The organism is Candidatus Poriferisodalis sp. (assembly GCF_965214215.1).
Classification (GTDB): Bacteria; Actinomycetota; Acidimicrobiia; order Acidimicrobiales; family Poriferisodalaceae; genus Poriferisodalis.
Genome location: NZ_CBDCBD010000003.1, coordinates 882,784 through 903,125 on the forward strand (window position 1 = coordinate 882,784; position 20,342 = coordinate 903,125).

19 protein-coding genes, 2 tRNA genes and 1 pseudogene are annotated in these 20,342 nt (G+C 65.6%); 11 read left to right on the forward strand and 11 right to left on the reverse strand.

Annotated elements, in window-relative coordinates:
• Nucleotides 1-6: 6 nt before the first annotated feature.
• The gene (locus tag ACOOF5_RS06215) at nucleotides 7-759 is read right to left on the reverse strand and encodes an enoyl-CoA hydratase/isomerase family protein (protein ID WP_420437666.1); all 753 of its coding nucleotides are present in this window, start codon (nucleotides 757-759) and stop codon (nucleotides 7-9) included.
• Nucleotides 760-1,055: 296 nt separating this feature from the next.
• Here ACOOF5_RS06215 and ACOOF5_RS06220 point away from each other — a divergent pair, with 296 nt between their 5' ends.
• The 3 genes from ACOOF5_RS06220 to ACOOF5_RS06230 all read left to right on the forward strand — a co-directional run bounded on the left by ACOOF5_RS06220 (nucleotide 1,056) and on the right by ACOOF5_RS06230 (nucleotide 4,470).
• The gene (locus tag ACOOF5_RS06220; RefSeq protein WP_420437668.1) at nucleotides 1,056-2,051 is read left to right on the forward strand and encodes a homocysteine S-methyltransferase family protein; all 996 of its coding nucleotides are present in this window, start codon (nucleotides 1,056-1,058) and stop codon (nucleotides 2,049-2,051) included.
• A gap of 75 nt (nucleotides 2,052-2,126) precedes the next feature.
• Nucleotides 2,127-3,125, forward strand: a complete 999-nt coding sequence (locus ACOOF5_RS06225) for a WD40/YVTN/BNR-like repeat-containing protein (protein ID WP_420437669.1) — start codon at nucleotides 2,127-2,129, stop codon at nucleotides 3,123-3,125.
• 49 nt (nucleotides 3,126-3,174) lie between these two features.
• On the forward strand, nucleotides 3,175-4,470 hold the full coding sequence (locus tag ACOOF5_RS06230; protein WP_420437670.1) for a tetratricopeptide repeat protein: 1,296 nt from the start codon (nucleotides 3,175-3,177) through the stop codon (nucleotides 4,468-4,470).
• Nucleotides 4,471-4,502: 32 nt separating this feature from the next.
• On the opposite strand, the gene ACOOF5_RS06235 is transcribed toward ACOOF5_RS06230, so the two are convergent.
• The gene (locus ACOOF5_RS06235) at nucleotides 4,503-4,649 is read right to left on the reverse strand and encodes a NagC family transcriptional regulator (protein WP_420437671.1); all 147 of its coding nucleotides are present in this window, start codon (nucleotides 4,647-4,649) and stop codon (nucleotides 4,503-4,505) included.
• 286 nt (nucleotides 4,650-4,935) lie between these two features.
• On the opposite strand from ACOOF5_RS06235, the pseudogene ACOOF5_RS06240 reads away from it, so the two are divergent.
• A pseudogene (locus ACOOF5_RS06240) lies at nucleotides 4,936-5,744 on the forward strand (alpha/beta hydrolase).
• Nucleotides 5,745-6,133: 389 nt separating this feature from the next.
• Here ACOOF5_RS06240 and ACOOF5_RS06245 read toward each other — a convergent pair.
• A complete protein-coding gene (locus ACOOF5_RS06245) occupies nucleotides 6,134-6,961 on the reverse strand; it encodes an abortive infection family protein (RefSeq protein WP_420437672.1) in 828 nt (275 codons plus the stop codon).
• A gap of 281 nt (nucleotides 6,962-7,242) precedes the next feature.
• Between ACOOF5_RS06245 and ACOOF5_RS06250 the strand changes: the two genes are divergently transcribed.
• Together ACOOF5_RS06250 and ACOOF5_RS06255 are read left to right on the forward strand one after the other, a co-directional pair.
• Nucleotides 7,243-8,034, forward strand: coding sequence for a DNA-methyltransferase (locus tag ACOOF5_RS06250; RefSeq protein ID WP_420437673.1), 792 nt, complete (start codon nucleotides 7,243-7,245; stop codon nucleotides 8,032-8,034).
• A gap of 68 nt (nucleotides 8,035-8,102) precedes the next feature.
• Complete coding sequence (locus ACOOF5_RS06255) at nucleotides 8,103-8,825, forward strand: hypothetical protein (protein ID WP_420437674.1); 723 nt, start codon at nucleotides 8,103-8,105, stop codon at nucleotides 8,823-8,825.
• A 275-nt stretch (nucleotides 8,826-9,100) separates the two neighbouring features.
• Here the strand turns inward: ACOOF5_RS06255 and ACOOF5_RS06260 are convergent, their stop codons facing one another.
• The gene (locus tag ACOOF5_RS06260) at nucleotides 9,101-11,443 is read right to left on the reverse strand and encodes a hypothetical protein (protein ID WP_420437675.1); all 2,343 of its coding nucleotides are present in this window, start codon (nucleotides 11,441-11,443) and stop codon (nucleotides 9,101-9,103) included.
• Nucleotides 11,444-11,785: 342 nt separating this feature from the next.
• A tRNA-Ala gene (locus ACOOF5_RS06265) sits at nucleotides 11,786-11,862 on the reverse strand.
• Between the two features lie 53 nt (nucleotides 11,863-11,915).
• On the opposite strand from ACOOF5_RS06265, the gene ACOOF5_RS06270 reads away from it, so the two are divergent.
• From ACOOF5_RS06270 to ACOOF5_RS06285, 4 genes are read left to right on the forward strand one after another with little or no spacing between them, the layout of a single operon-like run.
• Entirely contained in the window at nucleotides 11,916-13,121 is a 1,206-nt protein-coding gene (locus ACOOF5_RS06270) for an MFS transporter (RefSeq protein WP_420437676.1), read from the forward strand.
• Nucleotides 13,122-13,176: 55 nt separating this feature from the next.
• Nucleotides 13,177-14,256 (forward strand): methyltransferase domain-containing protein, encoded by a 1,080-nt coding sequence (locus ACOOF5_RS06275; protein ID WP_420437677.1) that lies wholly within the window; start codon nucleotides 13,177-13,179, stop codon nucleotides 14,254-14,256.
• A gap of 10 nt (nucleotides 14,257-14,266) precedes the next feature.
• Nucleotides 14,267-15,169, forward strand: a complete 903-nt coding sequence (locus ACOOF5_RS06280) for an LLM class flavin-dependent oxidoreductase (protein WP_420437678.1) — start codon at nucleotides 14,267-14,269, stop codon at nucleotides 15,167-15,169.
• Between the two features lie 50 nt (nucleotides 15,170-15,219).
• Nucleotides 15,220-16,116, forward strand: coding sequence for a TIGR03564 family F420-dependent LLM class oxidoreductase (locus tag ACOOF5_RS06285; protein WP_420437679.1), 897 nt, complete (start codon nucleotides 15,220-15,222; stop codon nucleotides 16,114-16,116).
• Between the two features lie 29 nt (nucleotides 16,117-16,145).
• Here ACOOF5_RS06285 and lgt read toward each other — a convergent pair whose 3' ends face one another.
• Nucleotides 16,146-17,093 carry a prolipoprotein diacylglyceryl transferase gene (lgt, locus tag ACOOF5_RS06290; RefSeq protein WP_420437680.1) on the reverse strand — a complete coding sequence of 316 codons (948 nt, stop codon included), beginning with the start codon at nucleotides 17,091-17,093 and terminating at the stop codon, nucleotides 16,146-16,148.
• Here lgt and ACOOF5_RS06295 point away from each other — a divergent pair.
• Entirely contained in the window at nucleotides 17,092-17,829 is a 738-nt protein-coding gene (locus tag ACOOF5_RS06295) for a maleylpyruvate isomerase family mycothiol-dependent enzyme (protein WP_420437681.1), read from the forward strand. The two genes, lgt and ACOOF5_RS06295, sit on opposite strands and share 2 nt — an antisense overlap.
• A gap of 117 nt (nucleotides 17,830-17,946) precedes the next feature.
• Here ACOOF5_RS06295 and ACOOF5_RS06300 read toward each other — a convergent pair whose 3' ends face one another.
• The 5 genes from ACOOF5_RS06300 to ACOOF5_RS06320 all read right to left on the reverse strand — a co-directional run bounded on the left by ACOOF5_RS06300 (nucleotide 17,947) and on the right by ACOOF5_RS06320 (nucleotide 20,342).
• The gene (locus ACOOF5_RS06300; RefSeq protein WP_420437682.1) at nucleotides 17,947-18,933 is read right to left on the reverse strand and encodes a Gfo/Idh/MocA family oxidoreductase; all 987 of its coding nucleotides are present in this window, start codon (nucleotides 18,931-18,933) and stop codon (nucleotides 17,947-17,949) included.
• Nucleotides 18,934-18,953: 20 nt separating this feature from the next.
• Nucleotides 18,954-19,091 carry a hypothetical protein gene (locus tag ACOOF5_RS06305; RefSeq protein ID WP_420437683.1) on the reverse strand — a complete coding sequence of 46 codons (138 nt, stop codon included), beginning with the start codon at nucleotides 19,089-19,091 and terminating at the stop codon, nucleotides 18,954-18,956.
• 23 nt (nucleotides 19,092-19,114) lie between these two features.
• Nucleotides 19,115-19,188 (reverse strand) — tRNA-Ile (locus ACOOF5_RS06310).
• Between the two features lie 99 nt (nucleotides 19,189-19,287).
• On the reverse strand, nucleotides 19,288-19,911 hold the full coding sequence (locus ACOOF5_RS06315) for a DUF3566 domain-containing protein (RefSeq protein WP_420437684.1): 624 nt from the start codon (nucleotides 19,909-19,911) through the stop codon (nucleotides 19,288-19,290).
• Between the two features lie 17 nt (nucleotides 19,912-19,928).
• Nucleotides 19,929-20,342 carry a pilus assembly protein TadG-related protein gene (locus ACOOF5_RS06320; RefSeq protein WP_420437685.1) on the reverse strand — a complete coding sequence of 138 codons (414 nt, stop codon included), beginning with the start codon at nucleotides 20,340-20,342 and terminating at the stop codon, nucleotides 19,929-19,931.

Here is a 20,342-nt window from a genome sequence, read left to right on the forward strand (position 1 = left end):
CGGAGGTCAGGCGCCGTAGTTCGGGTCGCGGCGTTCGGCGAAGGCCCGCAGACCCTCTTTCGCGTCGGGGGAGCTGAAGGCCGACCGGGTGTACTCCTGGTACAGGCGCAGGCCGTCGGGCAAGGACATCTCGCGGCCCCGCAGCGCCAGTTCCTTGGTCATGCGAATGGCGGCGGGGCCGTTCGCGGCGATCTGATCAGCGATGCCCTGGGCGGTTGCCCGCAGGTCTTGCGGCGCAGTCATCTCGCTGACGAGCCCGACGCGCAACGCCTCGGCGGCATTGATGAACGAACCGGTCAGCAGCAACCGCATCGCATCCGACGAGCCGATCAATCCCGGCAATCGCAATGCGCCGTAACCGTGCAGGATCGCCCAGCGCACTTCCGGGCAGCCGAATTGGGCGGTGTCGTCACAGATCCGGATGTCGCAGAACAGCGCCAGTTCGAGTCCGCCAGCCAGGCAATAGCCCTGGATGGCCGCGATCGTCGGCTTCGCGGTTTCCAGCCCGATGTCGAACCGATCAGGTCGCCACGGCATCCAGGCTTCTCGGTCCGCGAACTCGCCGAGATCGTGTCCGGAGGTGAATGCCCGACCGGTACCGGTGACGATCGTGCACCGCACCGCGGGGTCGGAGTCTGATGCGAGCAGCGCCGCACCGATCGCTTGGTACATCTCATCGGTCATTGCATTGAGCTTGTCCGGCCGATTCAACGTGATCGTCGCCACATGCCCGTCGACTTCGTAGGTCACCTCGTCCATGGCCAGCCCCCTTCAGGTCTTGATGCAACGCGGAGGGGTACACCTCCGCATCGTGCCGCCTGTTGCCTTCCGCTCTTGTTCGCTTCGCTCACGGGCCGCTCGGGCCCCGGCTTCGCCTAGCGGCTCAGCCTCTGGACGGAATGCTTGCACGATGTGCACGCGGGTGACGACGGAAGGAGGCGCGGCTGCGAGAAAATCGTTTTGCAGCGAAACGCGGCCTCGGTACGTTGGCTGTGCCGGCCAAGACTCATAGGACGGCTGCGCAACCGCCAACCGGCCGATGAAGGGCCTCATTGATGACAGCCACACTGCGCGACCTGGTGATGTCCAAGGGCTACGTCGTGGCCGACGGCGCGATGGGCACACAGCTGTTCGCCGCCGGGCTGTCGGCGGGCTGGTCGCCGGAGGAATGGAATCTCAGCCACCCCGACGAGATACGCGCCATCCACCGGGGCTACCTGCAGGCGGGCGCAGACCTGATTGTGACCAACAGCTTCGGCGGCAACTGCTTCCGCCAGTCGCTTCACGGCTTCGAACACCGGGTAGGTGAGCTGAATCAAGCTGCCGCGCAGATCGGCCGGCTCGAAGCCGACGCGGAGACGCAGCGGTCAGGGCGGCCAGTGCTTGTGGCCGGATCCATGGGGCCCACCGGCGAGCTGCTCGCACCGCTCGGCACCATGGAAGTGGGTGCGTGCGAAACCGCATTCGCCGAGCAAGCCGCCGCGCTAGCCGCCGGTGGCGCCGATCTGCTGTGGATCGAGACGATGAGCGCGCTCGACGAGATCGAGGCTGCCGTTCGAGGGGCACGCTCAGCGTGCGACCTGCCAATCGCCGCCACCATGAGCTTCGACACTGCCGGCCGCACGATGATGGGCGTGACCGGCAGGGAACTCGTTGAACGGCTGGGAGCGCTGGAGCTCGCTGCCCTCGGCGCCAACTGCGGCAACAACGTGCCCGACACCGAGGCGGCTGTCATCGTCATTGCCAACGTCGGCAGCGGCACGCTGACGGTGTCCAAACCAAACGCAGGCGTGCCCCACTGGCACGGCGACGGACTGGTCTACGACGGCACACCCGAGTTGCTCGCCGCGCACGCACACCGCGCGCACATAGCGGGCGTCGATGTGATCGGCAGCTGCTGCGGCAGCACGCCAGCGCACACCGAGCGGATTGTCTCGGTGCTCGCAGGCGATGAACCGCCGCCGTCCGTCGAGGTAGTCCTCAACCCGAAGACAGCCCTCGACGAACGCTTGGTCGGGCGGCGCCCACGCCGACGCCGGCGCGGCGGCTGACGCCAACCAGATGGGGTCTGGACGAGCTGACCCTGCTCGAACTCGTGGTTTCCGCGCGCGATCTAGGGTGAACCCATGAACGGTCAGCTGCTTGCGGGTACCACCAGAGGCGTCTTCGTCGTCGACGGCACTGGGTCCACACAGACGCTCGACGCTCGCCATGTCCGCGACCTCGTGAACCTCGACGGTCGTGTGCTCGCGGGATCGGCTGCAGGACTGCACACCAGCGAAGACGGGGGCCGCACCTGGTCGGGACCGCAGCTTGAAGGCCGTGACGTCTGGCAGATCCGTGCTGCGCCGGGCGGGCGGCTCTACGCCAGCACCGAGCCCGCTGGCTTGTTCCGCAGCGACGACCAGGGAGAGACCTGGTCGGAGATCACCTCGTTCGCAGCCCTTCCCGAGGCCGAACGGTGGTGCGTGCCCGTCGAACCTCCCCAACCAGGACGTGCCCGTGCCCTGGTCATCGACGAGCACGATCCTGACCGCATCTGGGTCGGCGTCGAAGTCGGCGGGGTGGCCCGCAGCACCGACGGCGGCGCGAGCTGGTCGGTCGATCTGCCCGGCGGCAATCCCGACATCCACATGATGTTCGCCCACCCAGCCGAGCCCGGTGTGCTGTTCGTCAGCACCGGCTACGGCCGCTTCGACGGTGTCGCCGAGGAACTCGAGGGCAACGCCGGCGTGTTCCGTTCCGACGACTACGGCGAGACATGGGACTACGCCTGGAAGGGCGTCGTGCCGCGCTACTCGCGCCCGCTGTGCATCGACTGCCGCGACCCCTACAGCGTCACCGTCGCCAGCGCCCCCACGGCGTTCTCCCATTACAAAGACGACGGCGGGGCCAACGCAGCCCTGTACCGGTCGGACGACCATGGCCAGTCGTGGCGGTCGCTCTGCGACGAGGCCCATTCGCCGTCACCCGTCAATTTTCACGGTCTCATCGCCGATCCCGCAAACGTCGGCGGCGTCCTGGTCGGCACAGACACCGGCGAGGTGTGGCAGGTATCCGAAGATGCCCAATGGACCGAACTCGGTTCCGGGTTACCTCTCGTCTGGTCGCTGGTGATGGTCTGACGCAATCCCCAAGGATTGCCAAAGATCGGGGACTCAGGAGGCGGAACCCATGAAGGACCGCTACGGCCTCAAGCTCAGCACCTCGTCCGTCGCCGCCCGTGAGGCCTATGTCGAGGGCATCGATCGGATGCTCGCCGCCGATTCCGGGGTCGAAGAGTGCCTGGCGACGGCGATCGACGCCGACCCGGGGTTCGCCCTTCCTCATGCCGCCATGGCCCGCCACCATCAGCTCTACGTGCGGCCCGCCGAAGCTCGCGCCGCTGTGGAAACCGCCGTCCGGCTGAGCGCCGGGGCCACAGCACGGGAACGCCAGCACGTGGAGATCGTTCGCCTGCTCGTGGCCAGCAAGGTCGCCGAAGCGCTCGACCTCATCGGGCAGCACGTCGCCGAGCATCCCCGCGACGCGTTCGCCCTGTCCCCCGCGTGCGGCGTGTTCGGCGCCATCGGCTTCAGCGGCCGCATCGGCAGGGAATCCGAGCTGCTCGCATTCCTCGAACCGCTCGCCACCCACTACGGAGACGACTGGTGGTTCGCGACCGTGCATGCGTTCGCGCTCATCGAGACCGGCCGCTGGGACCAGGGCCGAGAGCTGGCCGAGCGTTCGCTGGCACAACGACCGACCAATCCCCATGGCGCCCACACACTGATCCATGCGTTCTTCGAAGCCGGTGACGACGACGAGGCGGTCGATTTCCTCGACGGGTGGCTCCCTGCCTCCGACCGGGCGAGCGTCCTGCACTGCCACATCTGGTGGCACTACGCGCTGGCATTGCTGGCAGTCGAACGCTCCGACGCCGCGTGGGAGGCCTTCAGCCAGAATTGCCTGCCCGGCACGACGACCAGCCCGCCAATCACCGTGTTCTCCGATTCCTCGTCGTTCATGTGGCGCACTGAGCTGGCGGGCAACCCGCGCAACCGAGACTCGTGGGAGTTGGTGCGCGAGTTCTACGAGACAAACTTCCCCCAGCCCATCGTGTTTGTCGATGCCCACGTCGGCCTCCTCTACGCCGCACTGGGCGAAACCGAGCAGCTGCAGACGACCATCGCGCTGCTGCAAGAGCTCGGCGAGGCCAGCCGCCTGCCCGCAGAGACGACCGGGGCGACACTGGCTCGGGCTTATGCCGCATTCGTCGACGAGAAGTGGTCGGCGGTCATAGACATCCTCGAGCCGCTGATCCCTCAAGTCGTCCGTATCGGCGGCAGCCGGGCCCAGCGCGACCTGGTGACCAACACACTGCTCGCCGCCTACATCCGCAGTGGTCGGCTCGACGAGGCCCAAACCTTCTGTGCACAGGTCGTCGACCGCCGCCCCACACGCCCGGTAGCCGGCTTCGCGCTCTGCTGACCCGACGCCCGACGGGCGTGAGCCGGATTGAATCAGGGCTTGAGGGCGGTGAGAGGCACTACTGCGATGCCATCGTCGGTTTGATAGCCGTGGCCGAACGCAGTGATCACAATGAGGCGAGCTGGTTCGCCACGCCGGGTGGTGTCGATCTGCGCACGGGCGGCGCGAAGTGATGCCATGGCCTCGGAGATTGCCTTCCCGCTGCCGAGCTGCTGCAACTGAGGATCGACAATGCCATTTGGTGACCCAGCACCATGGAGTCGGTGACCATGCGTTTCGAACCGGCAAATGAACGAGCGGCCATGCCGTCTCCGACGTGGTGCGGTCGATCGTCGACATGAAGCGAAACACGGTCTAGGAGTACACATGCCTCTTTCACCCGAGTCTGTCGCTTTCCTCGAGGCCGTCAAGAGGGCCATGCCACTCGCGCTGAGCGAGATGCCGCTGCACACCGCGCGCGAGGTGATGCGCACGACCGCCCTCCCACCGACCACCGAGATCTTCCAGCGGTTCGATGTGCAGGTGCCGACGCGAGCGGGCTCGGCGACTGTGCGGGTGTACCGCCCCAGCGAGGCCACCGACCTGCCGGTGCTGATGTACCTGCACGGAGGCGGCTTTGCGCTCGGCGACCTCGACATGCACGACGAGTACCTGCGCAACCTCGCCAACGCTGCCGGCATCGTGATTGTCTCGGTCGACTACCGACTCGCACCTGCGCATCCGTATCCGGCGGGTCTCGACGACTGCGTGGATGTCTGGAGCTGGCTGCAGACCGGTTCCGCCGAGGTTCCCGGCGCCGTGAGCCGGCTCGGAGTCGGCGGCGACAGTGCGGGGGCTCGCTGTCGTTCGCCTTGGCGTTGCGCGCCCGCGACGAAGGTCTCAGAGTGCCCAAGGTGGTGGTGACTGCGTACGGAACCACCGAGATGCGCGTCTCCAACCCCGAACTAGGTGCGGAGGGCCTCCTTCTCAACGGGGACTGCGAATGGTTCTGGGACATGTACACGTCCGACCCGGCCCAACGCGCTGAGCCGTACTGCAGCCCCGCCGCGGCAACGGACCTGTCGAATCTCGGGGCGAATCTGGTGATCACTGCGGAGTACGACCCGACTCGGGACGCGACCGAGGACTACGCACAGCGCCTTCAGGCAGCCGGCAACCCGGTCACGCTGACCCGCTACGACGGCGAGCTGCACGGATTCTTCACGATCCTCAGACTGTCCGAGGCGCGCCGTGCGCTTGACCAAACCGTTGCGTTCCTCAATGAGCACCTGTGAAGGAAGAGGTGACGAGCGAGACGAGCAGCCGCCACGAGGTCATCGTCATCGGTGCCGCCGTCGGTGCCACGGTGAATCGCCCCGGGTTTGAGGCTCTTCGCGTTTTAGCGTGGGGTGAGGGTGTCGAGCAGGGTCCAGTCGGGCTATCCCCGAGCGCGAACGAGAAAGTTGCTGCAGGGTTGGCGCAATGGGAGCTGCTGGGCCGCGCTGCACGAGTTCGACGTGCTAACCAGTGCTGGGACCAGGAGCGGGCACTGAGACGAGGCGGGAGCCACGGCCCTGCTGGCTCTGCGGGGGCGCGATCGGGCCTGGCGGCGATTTCTGTTTCGGGACACGACCGGTATCTGCATAGGCGCCGAGTCGATGCTCCTATATCGGCGGTCGCGGAGTCAGGAGGCGTTCGTCTCCTCGCTTCGTCGGTGCTCGAGCGTTTCGAGTAGGAATCGGCAGTAGGTCTGCGCCGTGCCGATTGCGAGATGAGCGTGGCGCGGTCCCAGACCGGTGCTGGGCCGGGTGCGGCCGTGGTCGGGGGCGTATTCATTGCGGAGTTCGGCGATGCCGACAGTGACCTGGGAGAGGTTCGATAGGACTCGCACGATGGTGTCGCGCCCTTTGGCAGTTGGGGCGATCTCGTCAGGGTGGGCTTTGAGGGCTTTCTGGACTGCCCTGACGAGCGCTGCCATGTCTGCGCGATCGTTGTATTCGATGCCAAGTTCTTCGAGGACGTGCTTGCTGGTTGCCTCGATGAGTGATTTCGAGGCACCGATCGCCAGTGCCGGGTCGGAAGGATCGAGCCGGCCCAGTTGCTCACGAATCGACGCAGGATTGCGCAGCTGCTCCAACGGCAGCTCCGGGACTGTCGACTTCTCGGTTGGATGGATGAATCCTCGGTCGTCAAGTTCGTGGCCGTCCCGGTGGAGAAGGCGTCGCAGCTTCAAGAGAGCGTGCTGTCGCATTGGCGGATTGTGGGGCTCGATCCAAGAGACAACCTCCTCGAAGACCCGCAACCCTGAGTCCACCTGTTCGGCATGGGTCCAGTCGATCGCCTCGCAATATGCGTCGAACAAGCACCGCCGCGCACCGGACTCATCCGGCTCCGGCCCTGGTGCGAATCCTTCGACTTCGAACGCATCGGCGATCGTGCGCAGAGTTCCCCACCCGACGCTCAGCTCCCGGACTTCCAGCCGGACTCGCCGATGGATCAGGTCCGCGGCCACGGCGTTGGACGCTAGCCAGCGACGGCGCGGTGCCCATGACAACGATCGCCCCGGTTGTCCGCCTGCCCCTGGCCGGGCACTGTCAGTCACACCGTCGGTCTACCGTGCCGGGCATGGATGAACAATTGTTTGAGTATGACCACGGGCATTCGCGAAGGGGCGGCCTGAAGCGGTTACGGTCAACTGTGATGGGCCGCGAAGTATCCGGAAGTCTGCAAGGCCACCGACGGTACGATCTGCCGTGTACTGAACCGCCTCGCAATCTCGGTCAATCTGTTCTCTTGTGCGGGAGAGCCGAAGAGGGCTTGGACCTGCTGCCTGATCGCAGCGTCCAGACCGTTGTGACATCGCCGCCGTACTGGTCGCTGCGGGACTACGAGGTCGACGACCAGATCGGTCGTGATGACGCTCTCGCTGACTACGTCAAGAGCATCGTCGTGACGTTCGACAAGATCCGGCGGGTGCTGACCGACGACGGCACCGTCTGGCTCAACGTAGGTGACAGCTACACCTCGGGTAACCGGCGCTACCGAGCCCCTGACCGCAAGAACCGGGCGCGTGCGATGCGGGTTCGGCCAGCAACGCCCGAGGGGCTCAAGCCGAAGGATCTCATCGGAGTTCCATGGCGCTTGGCATTCGCGCTTCAAGATGCTGGTTGGTGGCTGCGCTCAGAGGTGATCTGGCACAAGCCGAATGCCCATCCGGAATCGGTCCGGGACCGTCCGACCAAGGCGCACGAGTCCTTGTTCTTGCTGTCGAAGAACAAGGACTACTTCTATGACGTCGATGCCGTCCGCGGACCGAACGACCGTCGGCTGAGGACGGTTTGGGACATCAACACCGAGCCACGGCGGCGCGACGACTGCGGGGTAGAAGATCACCCAGCTGTCATGCCGCTAACGCTCGCAGACCAGTGCATCACCATCACCAGCAAACCCGGTGACATGGTCCTGGACCCTTATGCGGGTTCCGGTACGACGCTGCTCGCGGCACGAGCACTTGATCGCAGATGGGCCGGTATCGAGCTCAACCCGGCCTTCGTGGATCTCATCGAGCGACGACTGGCCCAATGAGCGACAGCGAGTCCCTGAGGCGCAAGATCGACGATCTCTCGCCGATGGGTGTTCGCTTCGTCGCACGCATGGTCGATTCGCTCTCGGACCCTCCACAGGCCCAGGGCTCCGCTTCTCAGCCAACGTGGATCACGGCGGAATCTGATTGGGTCGAGTACTTCGGCCTCCTCATTTCCGCGCACCATGGGCTCGCCGTGGACGCACTCAAGGAGACTGGCTTCGAGAACGCGTTTCGGGATGCCTGCGAGGCAGTTGGCTGGAGCATCGATCCGCCCGCGTCGGCGACAAGGCGCTTCGTCGACACCACGGTTCAGACTCCTGATGGTCGTAGAAGAAAGCTCTCTTTGAAATCAACCGCCGCTCAACGGCTATCGAAATCGACGATTCACATCTCCAAGCTCACCGAAGCGGCGTGGATCCAGGACGTCCGATCAGCTAGGAGTCGCCGGACCCGGACGTTGGAGCTCTTCGAGGAATACTGCGCCACGGTCGATGCCATCCTGATGCTCCGAGCGTTTCGTGACGATCCGCAGTCCGTTCCGTACTGCTATCAGCTCGTCGAGATACCGAGCGCGATCTTCGCGTCGTTGCAGTCGTTGCCTCTTTCGGCGTTTGAGGCAGACGGCCCGACGCTTGACTGTCCGTTCGAAGGGGAGTCTGGGGCGGCACGCGTTTCGCTGGATAGGTCGGATGCCAAGGTGACTGTCAAGCAAATCAAGCTCTCGGCATGCGTTGTCCACGAAGAATGGGAACTCGGCGAGCGCAGGCTTCGGCAGGCAGAGTCTCGCTGACAGCGCCTTGCAACTTGGATGCGATGTGATTCGCACTGGGTTTCGCGCAGGCTCCCGGTAAGAGGCCAGGGAACGAGCAGGCCTCCGCTCGGAGGCGGGGCGGTTGAGGGGTTATGCAAAGGTCTCCGGCAGACACGGGAATGACGGAAGTACGGTTGCGCGGGTATCTCGTTGAGTCCAGCACGGAGGTGGGGTGCCCAGCCTGGATTTGGCCTGGCTGGGCACCTTTACTCTGCTGCTGGCGGCGCTTGCACTTGTACGTTTCGCCGGATCCCTCAGCGGAGGTAGCACCCGGACTTGTACTGCCGCAGAAGCGGGTGGTCATCAGCGAGCAGCTTCTCCCCGTTGACGGTGACAGACATAACCCCGCCGTGGGGCTGGCCCTCACCGCTCATGACCGTGCATGCCACTTGGAATGACTGGTTCCCAAGCAGCTCCCAGAGATATTCCAAATCCTGGTGGCACACTCCGCTGGGGCCGCTGTTCAAGACGTCAACCCAGCCAAAAATACCGGCGGCGCCGCTGCTGTTCAGCCGGTCGACTTCCTTGCAATTCAAGCCCGCGTCGAACTTGTACGTGAGGTAGTCGCTCCTCTTGGTGCCGGCAGGAGGTTTCCCCGGGCAGACCTTCACAGTGTGCGAATAATCTTCTTCGATGTGATCGGGAGCATTCCAGTGTTTTTTCAGCGTGAGCCACCCCGGTTCGGCGCTGCGGCACTTGAAATACAGCGGGTTTTTGTTGTGTTGCAGGGTGATCTCGGTGCCGCTAGCCGTGTTGGGGTCAATGTCAGACCACAGTTCGCCAAGCGGCTGGACCGAGGCGGAGCCAGAGGGTGTGACCACGACCCGGAGCTTGGCATCCGCCTCACGGCCCGTCACCACCGCATAGGCGCCGGCCGTGGTGGATGTGTAGGTGATGTTGCCAATCTTCGGATAGGTGCGATCATCCTCCTGGTGGTGGAACGCCACCTTCGAGCCGGCGCCCCGCTTGGTTTGCGTACCGAAGGGTCTTACGAAGGGTATGGTGTGAATCTCGTAAGACCCCAAATGGTGATTGCCCTCCACCACGTTGTCATCGACGGTGTTGAATGTCACTGGAACGGGGCGCGAGTAGTGCCCGTTTCCTTGGTGCGTCCACGCTGCGATCGACTTTGGAAGGTCCGTGTCGGTGGTTCCTGCGCCTATTGCGACTGCGTTCTGGCGCAGCCCAATGATCGCAGGGGCATGCAGCCGGATGGGCACCCCAGCCACCGCCGCATTCGCCGGTGTCAATTGCACGTGCGCCGTGACGTCGTACGTTTTGGTCTTCCCCTCGGCAACTTCGTGGGTGAAACTCGCGGCGTAATCCTGATCCGGCGTCTGCGTCACCCAAGCCGTGTAGCTCGTAGGTATCGGGCAGACCTGCACGGTGTGCGAATAATCTGCCTCGATGTGATGGGGGCCATTCCAGTGTTTGTCCAGGGTGAGCCACCCCTTTTCGGTGCTGGTGCACGAGAAATACAGCGCGTTTCCGTTGTGTTGCTCGGTGATCTCTGTGCCGGGAGGCGTGTCTTTGAGAATGTCAGACCACAGTACGCCACGCGGGGTGACCGAGGCGGAGCCAGAGGGTGTGACCACGACCCGGAGATTGGCATCCGCTTGACGGTCCGCCACCACCACATAGGTGCCTGCCGTGTTGCTGGTGTTGGTGATGTTGCCAATCTTCGGATAGGTGCGGTCTTTCTCCTCGTGGTAGAACTCCACCTCCGAGCCGTGGGTGCCCCGCTTGGTTTGCTTACCGTAGGGTATGGTGAGAATCTCGATTGACCCCAAATTGTGATTACTCGTCACCACGTTGTCATCGACGGTGTTGAATGTCACTGGAACAGTGCGCGTATAGTGGCCGCTACCGCGGTGCGTCCACGCTGTGGATGACGCTGGGATATGCGTGTCGGTAGTCCCCGCACCTATTGAGGTTGCGTTCTCGCGCAGCTGAATTATCGCAGGGGCGTGCAGCCGGACGACCACCCCATTGACCGACGCATCCGCCGGCGTCAACTGCACGTGCACCGTCACGTCGAATGTGGTCAGTTGCCCCTCGGGTACGTTGTAGCGGAAACTCTTGGCGTAATCCTGGTCATGCGTCTGCGTGACCCACGCCGTGTATGACGTGAGGGAACTCGCCTGCTGTGGCTCTGCCTGCTGTGTCTCCGGCTGTTCTGTCTCCGGCTGGGACGTGTCCTGAACGCCTGGCGTCCAACCGCAGTCGAGGAGTCGGGCGACCTCGTCGCGGAACTGCTTCCAGCCGCTCCAGCGGCCGACGCGCTCGTCCATGAGGGCCAGCGTCACCGGCTTGACCGGGTCCGTTCCGTTGTACTCATGGTCGACCCCGAGGAAGAGCAGCACCTGCCGCCAGCTTCTCCCGTATCCGGGCGGCTTGTCGTTCAGCGCCCGGTACCGCTCGGCCCGTGCCAGGATCGCCTCGTTGGGGGAGCAGTCAGCGGCCGGCGAGTTGTCGTCGGCCGATAATCCCGCGGCGGGGGGGGGAGTACCGGGTAAGGACGCCGACGCCAACGTGGTGGATGATGCCGCTCCAAAGGCGACGACAGCCAGTGCCAAGACGATGATGAATCGGGACATCGCTTTCCCCAGTCTCGAAGTGCTTTCTGGTTACGCGCACAACCATATCAAAGATAAAATAGTGTTATCCTATCAAATCGCGCCCGCGTCTGCCAGCGAAGGGGGTGACAGGGACCCGTGGGGCACCAGCTGGGTCACGTTCACAGACTGCACCAGCGCGCGATCTCTGCTCAGCGTGCGCTCACTCATCGGCGATGGCCAGCCTGGCGCCTGCTATCCGTAGTTCAGCAGCCTGCTAGTTGCGGGTAGCCGATTCGATTCCCGCCAGCTAGCGCAATCCGCTCCAGAAGCTCACCTATCCAAAAGAAAGGTCAATTCAAAGGTTCTTGATTTTGTCCAACGTGGTGGAGCTGACGGGACTCGAACCCGTGACCCCCTGCTTGCAAAGCAGGTGCTCTTGCCATCTGAGCTACAGCCCCAACGAATCGAAGAGCCGCGAGGGTACCGCTCGACCGGGCAGGCTTGGAAGCTGGTGGCTGCCGCATCGGATCTGAGCGAGCCTGGACAACCGGAGGACGCGTCGGACCCGTGGTCGATTGCGGCAGCGGCGTTCGCTGCCAACTTCGTGACCTTCGGAATCCTCTTCTCGTTCGGTGTGTTCCTGACGCCGATTGCGGACGACCTCAACACCAGCACCGGACCCGTGGCCGCCCTGTTCTCGACTGCGGTGTGCACCTACTACGCCGGCGGCGCCATCGGGGGCCGCATCGGCGACCGCTTCGGGGCTCGGCTGCTGATCGCGGTCGCGGCGCTGGCGATGTCGGCTGGTCTGGCGCTGACCGCCATCTCAGACGCGCTGTGGCAAACCTATGCCGCCTTCGGGGTCCTCGTCGGACTCGCGACCGGTTTCTGCTACCCGTCGATGATCGGCCTGATCGGCCGGAGCTTCAGCGAGCGACGTCGTCCTGCGGCGATGGGCTTCCTGCTCGCCGGCGTCGGAGCCGGGACGCTGGTCATGCCCTTGGCAAGCCACGCGTTGATCTCCGCGCTGGGCTGGCGCCAGACCTACGCCGTGCTGGCTGCCGTAGCGTTCGTCGCCATCGGCTGGGCAGCCACGCGCGGCGACCGGGTGCGAACGCCGTCTGGGGGTCTCATCCGAGTCACCACGCTGGTGCGCTCGCGTCGATTCCTGCTGTTCTTTGCAGCAGTCGTAGCAATCGGGCCAGGCTTCTATGCCCCGGTCGCGTTCTACAACGATTACGCGGTCGAGCGTGGCGTCGCGCCGGCCTTGGCCGCCGCCCTGATCGGCATCTCAGGCGCCACCAGCGTGGTCGCCCGACTGGTCTGCGGTGCACTGGGGGATCGCGTCGATCCGATGCGGTTGTGCCGAGCAGCATTCGTCTGCATGACAGCGGCACTCGCTATCTGGTGGGTGTCTGACGGGAACCCCGCAGTGCTCATCGTGAGCGCTGTTGCCCACGGCATCGGCTGGGCGGTGTGGGTCACCGCCACACCCTCGGTGCTCGCCAGTTGGTACGGGGTAGAGAACCTGGGGGGCGTGATCGGCATCTACTACACGGGTCTAGGCGTCGGCGCGCTTGCCGGTCCGGCGGTCTGTGGCTTCATCATCGACGCTTCCGGATTCGGACCCGCCATCGGGCTCGTCACCCTCACCAGCCTCATCGCGCTCGGCCTGCTCGCCCTGCCGATGCGCGAAGCAGAGCCACACTCAGGCTGATTCCCGAGCTGCGCCCGCCGAAGTGGTGGCACAGGTTGGTCATAGGCTCCGCCGGGTGAGCAGCATCTGGCAAGTAGCGCGCGGACTGAGAGCGTCGTACCGCGACTCAGATCTTCGACACCGGGTGGAGCAACTCAACGGACGGCTCGACAAGACGCTGGCACCCGACGACAGCGCGAATTCCGACCACGCCGAGACAGCACGCGAGTACTACGACATCTGCAGCCATCTCATGATCTACGGCTGGGGTGAATCCCTGCACTTCGCACCACTGACTGCCTCAGAAAGCTTGGAAGACTCCAAGCTCCGCCATCAGCGATTGATGATCGACAAGCTGGACCTGCGCGAACCGATGTCGGTCATCGACGTCGGGTGCGGCATCGGCGGACCGATGCGGACGGTGGTTCGAGAATCAGGCGTCAGGGTCACCGGCATCAACAGCAGCGAAGTCCAACTGGCCAGGGCAAGGTCATTGACCGCCGAAGCAGGCCTCAGCGACATGATCGACTACGTGGAAACCAGCTTCATGGACATGGGTGCCATCGACAACAACACGTACGACCGCGCTTACGCGATCGAATCGACATGTCACGCGCCCGACAAGGTCGGCGCATTCACCGAGATCGCGCGCGTGCTCAAGCCCGGCGCCCTGCTGTGGGGGCAGGAAATGTGCCTGACGGACACGTTCGATCCTGACAACGCTCAGCACCAAGACATCAAACAAGAACTCATGCGCGGGATTGCGCTGCGCAAGATCGCAACGTTTGCAGAAGTCAACGCAGCACTCGAATCGGCAGGATTCGAGGTCATCGAAGGCGCCGACCGCGGCACTGCAGAAAATGGCTCGACCACTCCGTGGTATCAGCCCATGGAGGCGCGCAGCGGAACCCGCAGCAGCACCCTGAGAGGAACACCCCTGGGTCGCCGGCTCGCCATTGGGTCCGCACGCGTTGGCGAAACGTTGAGGGTGCTGCCCAGGGGCACCGCCGAGATCGCCAAGCTGCTGGATCGCACTGCCGAGGCATACGTCGCCGGCGGCAAGACGGGAATCTTCACGCCGCTGTACTGCTTCGTGGCCCGCAAACCGCTTGGAGACCCTCCCGGCGAAACGGCGACAATCGGGCACGTCTGCTAGGAAACGCCGCATGAACATGCCTGCCATTTCGCTGGCGGCCGTACGCGGCCGGCGCGAGCGCACCCTGGAAATCGCCGCTGAGATCGAACAACGAGGATTCAGCGGTATCTACTGCCCCTCCATGGGCGACCCGGTGGCGCTGTGCCAGTCCATTGCCCACGTCACCAACGAGATCCACTTCGGCACTTCGGTGCAGCCGATCTACTTCCGCAACCCCGTAGACATGGCCTCGACCGCGGCCTTCATCCACGAAGTCTCGGGCGGACGCTTCTGGCTGGGCATCGGCGTGACGCACGGCCCGGTGCACCAGCGCCTCGGCATCACGCCGGGCAAGCCACTCGCCGACATCCGCGAGTACATCGCTGCCATGGAGACGGCCTCGCAGCAGCACGGTGAGCTCCCGCCGATTGTGCTGGCCACGCTGCGTCAGCGCATGGCCGAGCTGTCGGCCGAGATCAGCTGCGGGGCGGTCTGGGCGAATGCGAGCTGCAACGACTTCGCCAACTCGGTGGCGCACCTCGGCGACGCCGCAAACCGTGACGACTTCTTCGTGGGAAACATGATCCCGACCGTCATCGACGACGACCGCTCTGCAGGCGCGGCCCGCAACCGCAAGACGCTGTCGGGCTACGTCGCGCTGCCGAACTACCGGAACTACTGGAAGCAGGCCGGCTGGGTCGACGAGATGGAGGCGGTCGAGGCGGCCATTGCCGCAGGCGACGGCGACGCTGTGAACCGGGCGATGACCGATGACTGGCTGTCGAATGCGACGCTGTACGGATCCGCCAGCGAGGTCCGCGACGGCGTCGAGGCATGGTTCGACGCCGGCTGCAAGACGCCGATCCTGGTGCCGTCGAGCACGAGCGGGGGCCAGCTCAAGGCGCTCGAAGAACTGTTCGACACCTTCGCCTGATCCTCATCGATAGCGGAGAAGGGGCGAGCGGCACCGTTACGATCCCAGCCATGCATATTGAGCTGTTCGGATTCGACACCACGCCTGAGCGCTTCGAGGCCAGCATCCGCGAGGCATCCGAGCAAGGCTTCGGCCGCTACTGGACGCCGCAGATCTTCGGCCACGACGCGCTGACCACCATCGCTGTTGCCGCCCGTGACGTGCCCGGCATCCGTGTCGGCACGTCGGTGGTGCCGACTTACCCGCGGCATCCAATGATGCTCGCCCAGCAGGCCCTGACGACCCAGGCGATCATCGGCGGTCGCCTCGATCTCGGCATCGGCCCGTCGCACAAGCCGGTCGTGGAAGGCATGTGGGGCTACTCCTTCGACCGGCCGATCGCCCACATGCGCGACTACCTGACCATCTTGACCAAGCTGCTCACCGATCGGCGCGTGTCTCACGGCGGCGACGCCGTCGTCGGCCGAGGTGAGATCACCCCCCCGCCGGCCGACGCGCCGCCGGTGTTCGTGGCAGCGCTGGGCAGCCAGTTGCTGCGACTGACGGGCCGCATGGCCGACGGCACCATCACCTGGATGACCGGACCGGCGACCTTGCGAGACCACACCGCGCCGACCATCAACGAGGCAGCAGCCGAGGCCCGCAGACCGGCGCCGCAGGTCGTCGCCGGTTTCCCGGTGTGCGTGACCGATGACGTCGACACTGCCCGGGCCCGAGCGGCCAAAGACTTGGTGGTGTACGGGACGCTGCCCAGCTACCGGGCGATGATCGACCGGGAGGGCCTGAGCGGGCCCGAAGACATCGCCATCATCGGCAGTGCTGCTGAGGTCGGCGACCGCATCAACGCACTGGCCGACTGCGGGGTGACGTCGTTCGCCGGCTCCGCATTCGGCACCCTCGACGAGCAGGCCGCCACCCGCGAGACGCTCATCGGATTGCTCAGCTGATCACCGGCGGCCGCGCTGGTCGCCGACCGTCAGCCGTTCGTCTCGGCGCCCTGCGTTTCCGGGTCGTCGATCTCGGGATCAACATTGCCGCCGTCAGAGTCAGCGTCGCCGGACTCGGTCTCCTCGGTAGGACCGCGGCGCAGGCCCACCAGCACCGCTGCCAACGCTGCAAGGCCGACCACGATGCTGGTCCACACGTTGAGCCGCACACCCCACAGCTCGTTGGCCGTATCGATGCGCAGCAGTTCGATCCACAACCGTCCAGCGGTGTAGCCGAACACGTACATCGCGAACAGGTAGCCGGTGCGCAGGCGCGGCAGCACCTTGGGCACCACCCACACGAGCGTCGCCGCCAGGCACAGATTCCACAGGGCCTCATAGGCGAACGTCGGATGAAACGTCTCTTCGAGGCCGTAGCCGGCCACACGGTGTGCCTGGTCGATCTCGAGCCCCCACGGCAGATCCGTCGGGCGGCCGTAGAGCTCCTGGTTGAACCAGTTCCCCAGCCGGCCGATCGCCTGAGCCACTGCGAGCGCGGGCGCCAGCGCGTCGAGCATCGCCCCGGTGCTGTGTCCGCCCCGACGCAGCATCCACACCGCGACCAGAACGCCCACCGAGATGCCGCCCCAGATGCCCAGGCCGCCTTGCCAGATTTTCACCGCATCGCCGAGGTTGTCCTGGTAGCGGTCGAAGTCGGTGATGACGTGATAAAGCCGGGCACCGATCAGCCCTGACGGCACCGCCCAGATCGCAATGGTGCCGACCAGGTCATGGGAGCGAGCCCGGTACGCATCGTCTCGGTCTGCAATCGCCCGGCGCCAGCGACGGCTGGTGATCCACAACGCAACCAGCACGGACACGCCAATGGCAACGCCATAGGCTCGAATGTCGAGTGGGCCGAGCGAGACAGAGTTGCGCGACGGACTCGGGATCGATGCGAACGCCCCGGCAACCGACGAGAGAGAAACTGCAGCCATGACGCAGCAACCCTACGCACAGTGGCTGGCAACAGAAGGCGCTCGACTCGACGAGGTCGCGACCAGGGCCGAGGCCAACCCCGACGACTGGCAGCGGGCCATTCCTCGTTGCGAAGGATGGGATCTGGAGGGTCTGATCGGTCACTGCGCGGGGGTGTGGACTTTCGTCGGTTCGAGCATCGCGGCTGGCGGGCCCGTCGAGCGCGACTCGATCATCCAGCCCGACTGCTCGCTGTCGCAGTGGCATGCCGATGCCCTCGCTCGCATCACCGACGTGCTCGCCGACCGCGACCCCAACGAGCCGTCATGGAGCTTCCACCCCCACGACCAAACCATCGGCTTCTGGCAGCGTCGCATGGCCAACGAAGCCGTGATGCACCGCTGGGACGCCCAAGCTGCCTATGACCCCACGCCCGCACCGATCGAACCCGCTGCCGCCATCGATGGCATCGATGAGCTCTTCGACTTCTTCTTGCCGGTGCGCCAGCCAGACGTCTTCGCCGGCAACGGACAGACCATTCACCTGCATGCCACCGATGCCGACGGGGAATGGGTGATCACCCGCACCCAAAGCGGCATCGAGGTTGAGCATGCGCACCGCAAGTGCGACGTGGCCGCCCGGGGGACGGCACAGAGCTTGCTGCTGTTCGTGTGGGGCCGCGGCGGCACCGACCAGCTCGAGACGTTCGGAGACGACAGCCTGCTCGCCGATTGGCAGCGCGAAGTACGGATCTGACCGAGCGACCGCTGCGGAGGCGGCAGGACCCTCTGCTCCAGCGATCCAGCCGGTCGCAACGTCGCAGAGTCTCCAGCCGCCTTTGCAGCTATGAATCCTGCATCTTCTGCCGAGGCGCTACAGGCGTGCCCCTTCGTAGGCGGCAGCGCGGACACCGCGCTGGGCCAGCTCAGCAAGCCAGGGCAACGGATCGTCGAGCATGCCCAGCCCCCACGCGCCTGTGGGCAGCTCGTCGGCCAGTGCCCAGCCTGCAGCAGTCGCTGCAACCGCGGCAGCAGCGGCGCTCGGATGATCGATCACACCGAGCACGTCGGTGCAGTGGCGGCCGTCTCGCAGGCCGCGCAGCTCCACACGCACTCCCCCGGGGCCGCCTTCGGGATGCGGCGGCCGCAGCATCGGCAGCATCGCGGTGAGGCGATCGCGCCGGGTGCCCGCGACGCGTGCGGTCACCCGTTCGACCTCGCCGAAGGCGGGCACGAGCAGCAGCGCGTCTGCCAGCGCCGCCCGATAGCAGTCATGCGCGCCGAGCGGATCGGGAAACCACACCAGCTCACGTCCCGAACCGCCGCGGCGACGACGCCATTGCCCGTCGCGCCAGTCGACCGAAGTGCCGGTGCGGGCGCGGTGCAACTGGCGCTGGCAGGCGGGACCACCAGTGCCGACCCGGGCTATGTGCACCTCGGTCACCATGTCGAACTGGGCAGCACCGTGACGCGCCAGCAGGCAGCTGTACCCCGGCGAGAAACCCGCTCCGACCACGACGGACCGTCGGGCGTTTGCGGCCCGCTTGTCCATCGCGAGCAACTGCTCGACGTCGGTCACGGCACCCGACAGCGACACCACGTGCGAGCTCCGCTCGAGGGCCTTCTCGGTCAGTGCAGCGTGACCCCCGCTCGGCAGGCTCAGCACCACGACGTCAGCTTCGGGCAACGCACCGGGCTCGAGCACCTCCACGTCCACGTCGAGCAATTGTGACGCAAGGCCCCGCAGGCGAGAGGTGTGGCGCGACCCCAACACCAAGCGATCCACGTCGGGCCGCGACGCAAGCTGCCGGGCGATGCGCTGCCCCACAGCACCCGCGCCGATGACGGCAACGGTGCTCACGGGTTCAGGCTCATTTCAGCTCACCGTAAGCCAGGACCGGCCAGCTCGCGCCAGCTGCCCTCGCGGCGCGGCACGTCTTGGGAGGGGCGCAGGCGCAGGACGATGGTGACCAGCCCGCCGACGACGACCGCGAGCAGGGCACGGCGAAGGAAGCTCACCATGACTGCTGCGGGCCCTCTTGTGGGGCTAGCTGGAATCGAACCAACGACCTCACCCTTATCAGGGGTGCGCTCTAACCGACTGAGCTATAGCCCCGCGAAGCCGCACACACTACAGCCAGGCCGCCGCAGCGACCAAGCTGGTTATCGGCGTGCTCCCACAAGCTCTGGCATCTGCGTCGGCCGGCTCGGAGATCTAGCGGGCGGGGGGGCGGCGGTCGTCTTCGAGCACAGTGACCCGCACGCCGCCGGTGAGATCGCTGATCAGGTTGAACATGATCGCCATCACCACGTTGAAAGCGACGCCGACGACAGCGACAATGAGGCCGACGATCCGGGCACGCCCGAAGATCACCGCGCCGTCGATCGTCCAGCTCTCATAGGAGCCGACTTCGCTGATGAACGACTCCACCTGGTCGACCAGGCCTGACCGCTGGGCCGCGTTCCACAGCAGCACCCCGGCGGCCAGCACAGCCACATACAGGCAGGCGTACAGCAGCACCGACACCTTGAAGACTGACCAAGGGTCGATGTGGCGCAGGATCCGATGCGTGCGGCGCACCCGAGCCTGACGCTGGCTCAGCCATGCCCACCGCACCCGCGGGGTTTGCGCCTGGTGGGGCGGCGGCACCTGCTGGCCGGGTGACGGGTGGAGCGACGGCGCCTGTGAGGCGTGCGGCGGCGCGGGCGGGATCTGGGGCGGGACGGGCGCGCGGCTCGTCGGGGTGATGCCCAACGCTTCCGCGAACAGCTCGTCGGTGGGAGTCGGTCCGCTTTGCTCCGGCGACGGCGGCCCCTGACCGGATGTCGGATCGGCCACGCTTCGCAGTGTAGGAGTCAGTCGCCAGCCCGCCCGTTCGCCCCCGGAACCGGTGGCAGCGACGCCGCCGCCGCGGCCGAAGCGCGCTGACCGTCAACCTCTGCGACGACTTCCACCAACACTTCGCTGCTGTTGACGTGCGCTTCAAAGGCGAGCAGCGACCCGCCCGCATTCCTCACCGCAGACAACGCCACGGAATTGTCCGGCGGCACACCTTCGGCGATGGCATGCAGGTCGGCTGCTGCGAGAGTCGCCAGCGCGGCTGCGTCGGCTGCGCCCTGCGCCCGTGAGCTTGCGAGCGCCGCCTGACCCCAGCGGGCCACCAACCCGATGCTGATGAGCAACGCCAAGGCCATGAGCGCCACCGGCAGTGCCGCCTGCCCGCGCTGGCTCGGTGTCGCCGGTGCCGCCGGTGCCGCATCTGTCGGCAT

What these genes read in the sequence shown, in the direction of transcription:
- ACOOF5_RS06215 (WP_420437666.1), bottom strand. Translation starts at nt 759, where the DNA reads ATGGACGAGGTGACCTACGAAGTCGACGGGCATGTGGCGACGATCACG.
- ACOOF5_RS06220 (WP_420437668.1), top strand. Translation starts at nt 1,056, where the DNA reads ATGACAGCCACACTGCGCGACCTGGTGATGTCCAAGGGCTACGTCGTG.
- ACOOF5_RS06225 (WP_420437669.1), top strand. Translation starts at nt 2,127, where the DNA reads ATGAACGGTCAGCTGCTTGCGGGTACCACCAGAGGCGTCTTCGTCGTC.
- ACOOF5_RS06230 (WP_420437670.1), top strand. Translation starts at nt 3,175, where the DNA reads ATGAAGGACCGCTACGGCCTCAAGCTCAGCACCTCGTCCGTCGCCGCC.
- ACOOF5_RS06235 (WP_420437671.1), bottom strand. Translation starts at nt 4,649, where the DNA reads ATGGCATCACTTCGCGCCGCCCGTGCGCAGATCGACACCACCCGGCGT.
- ACOOF5_RS06255 (WP_420437674.1), top strand. Translation starts at nt 8,103, where the DNA reads ATGGTCGATTCGCTCTCGGACCCTCCACAGGCCCAGGGCTCCGCTTCT.
- ACOOF5_RS06260 (WP_420437675.1), bottom strand. Translation starts at nt 11,443, where the DNA reads ATGTCCCGATTCATCATCGTCTTGGCACTGGCTGTCGTCGCCTTTGGA.
- ACOOF5_RS06280 (WP_420437678.1), top strand. Translation starts at nt 14,267, where the DNA reads ATGAACATGCCTGCCATTTCGCTGGCGGCCGTACGCGGCCGGCGCGAG.
- ACOOF5_RS06285 (WP_420437679.1), top strand. Translation starts at nt 15,220, where the DNA reads ATGCATATTGAGCTGTTCGGATTCGACACCACGCCTGAGCGCTTCGAG.
- ACOOF5_RS06295 (WP_420437681.1), top strand. Translation starts at nt 17,092, where the DNA reads ATGACGCAGCAACCCTACGCACAGTGGCTGGCAACAGAAGGCGCTCGA.
- lgt (WP_420437680.1), bottom strand. Translation starts at nt 17,093, where the DNA reads ATGGCTGCAGTTTCTCTCTCGTCGGTTGCCGGGGCGTTCGCATCGATC.
- ACOOF5_RS06320 (WP_420437685.1), bottom strand. Translation starts at nt 20,342, where the DNA reads ATGCCGACAGATGCGGCACCGGCGGCACCGGCGACACCGAGCCAGCGC.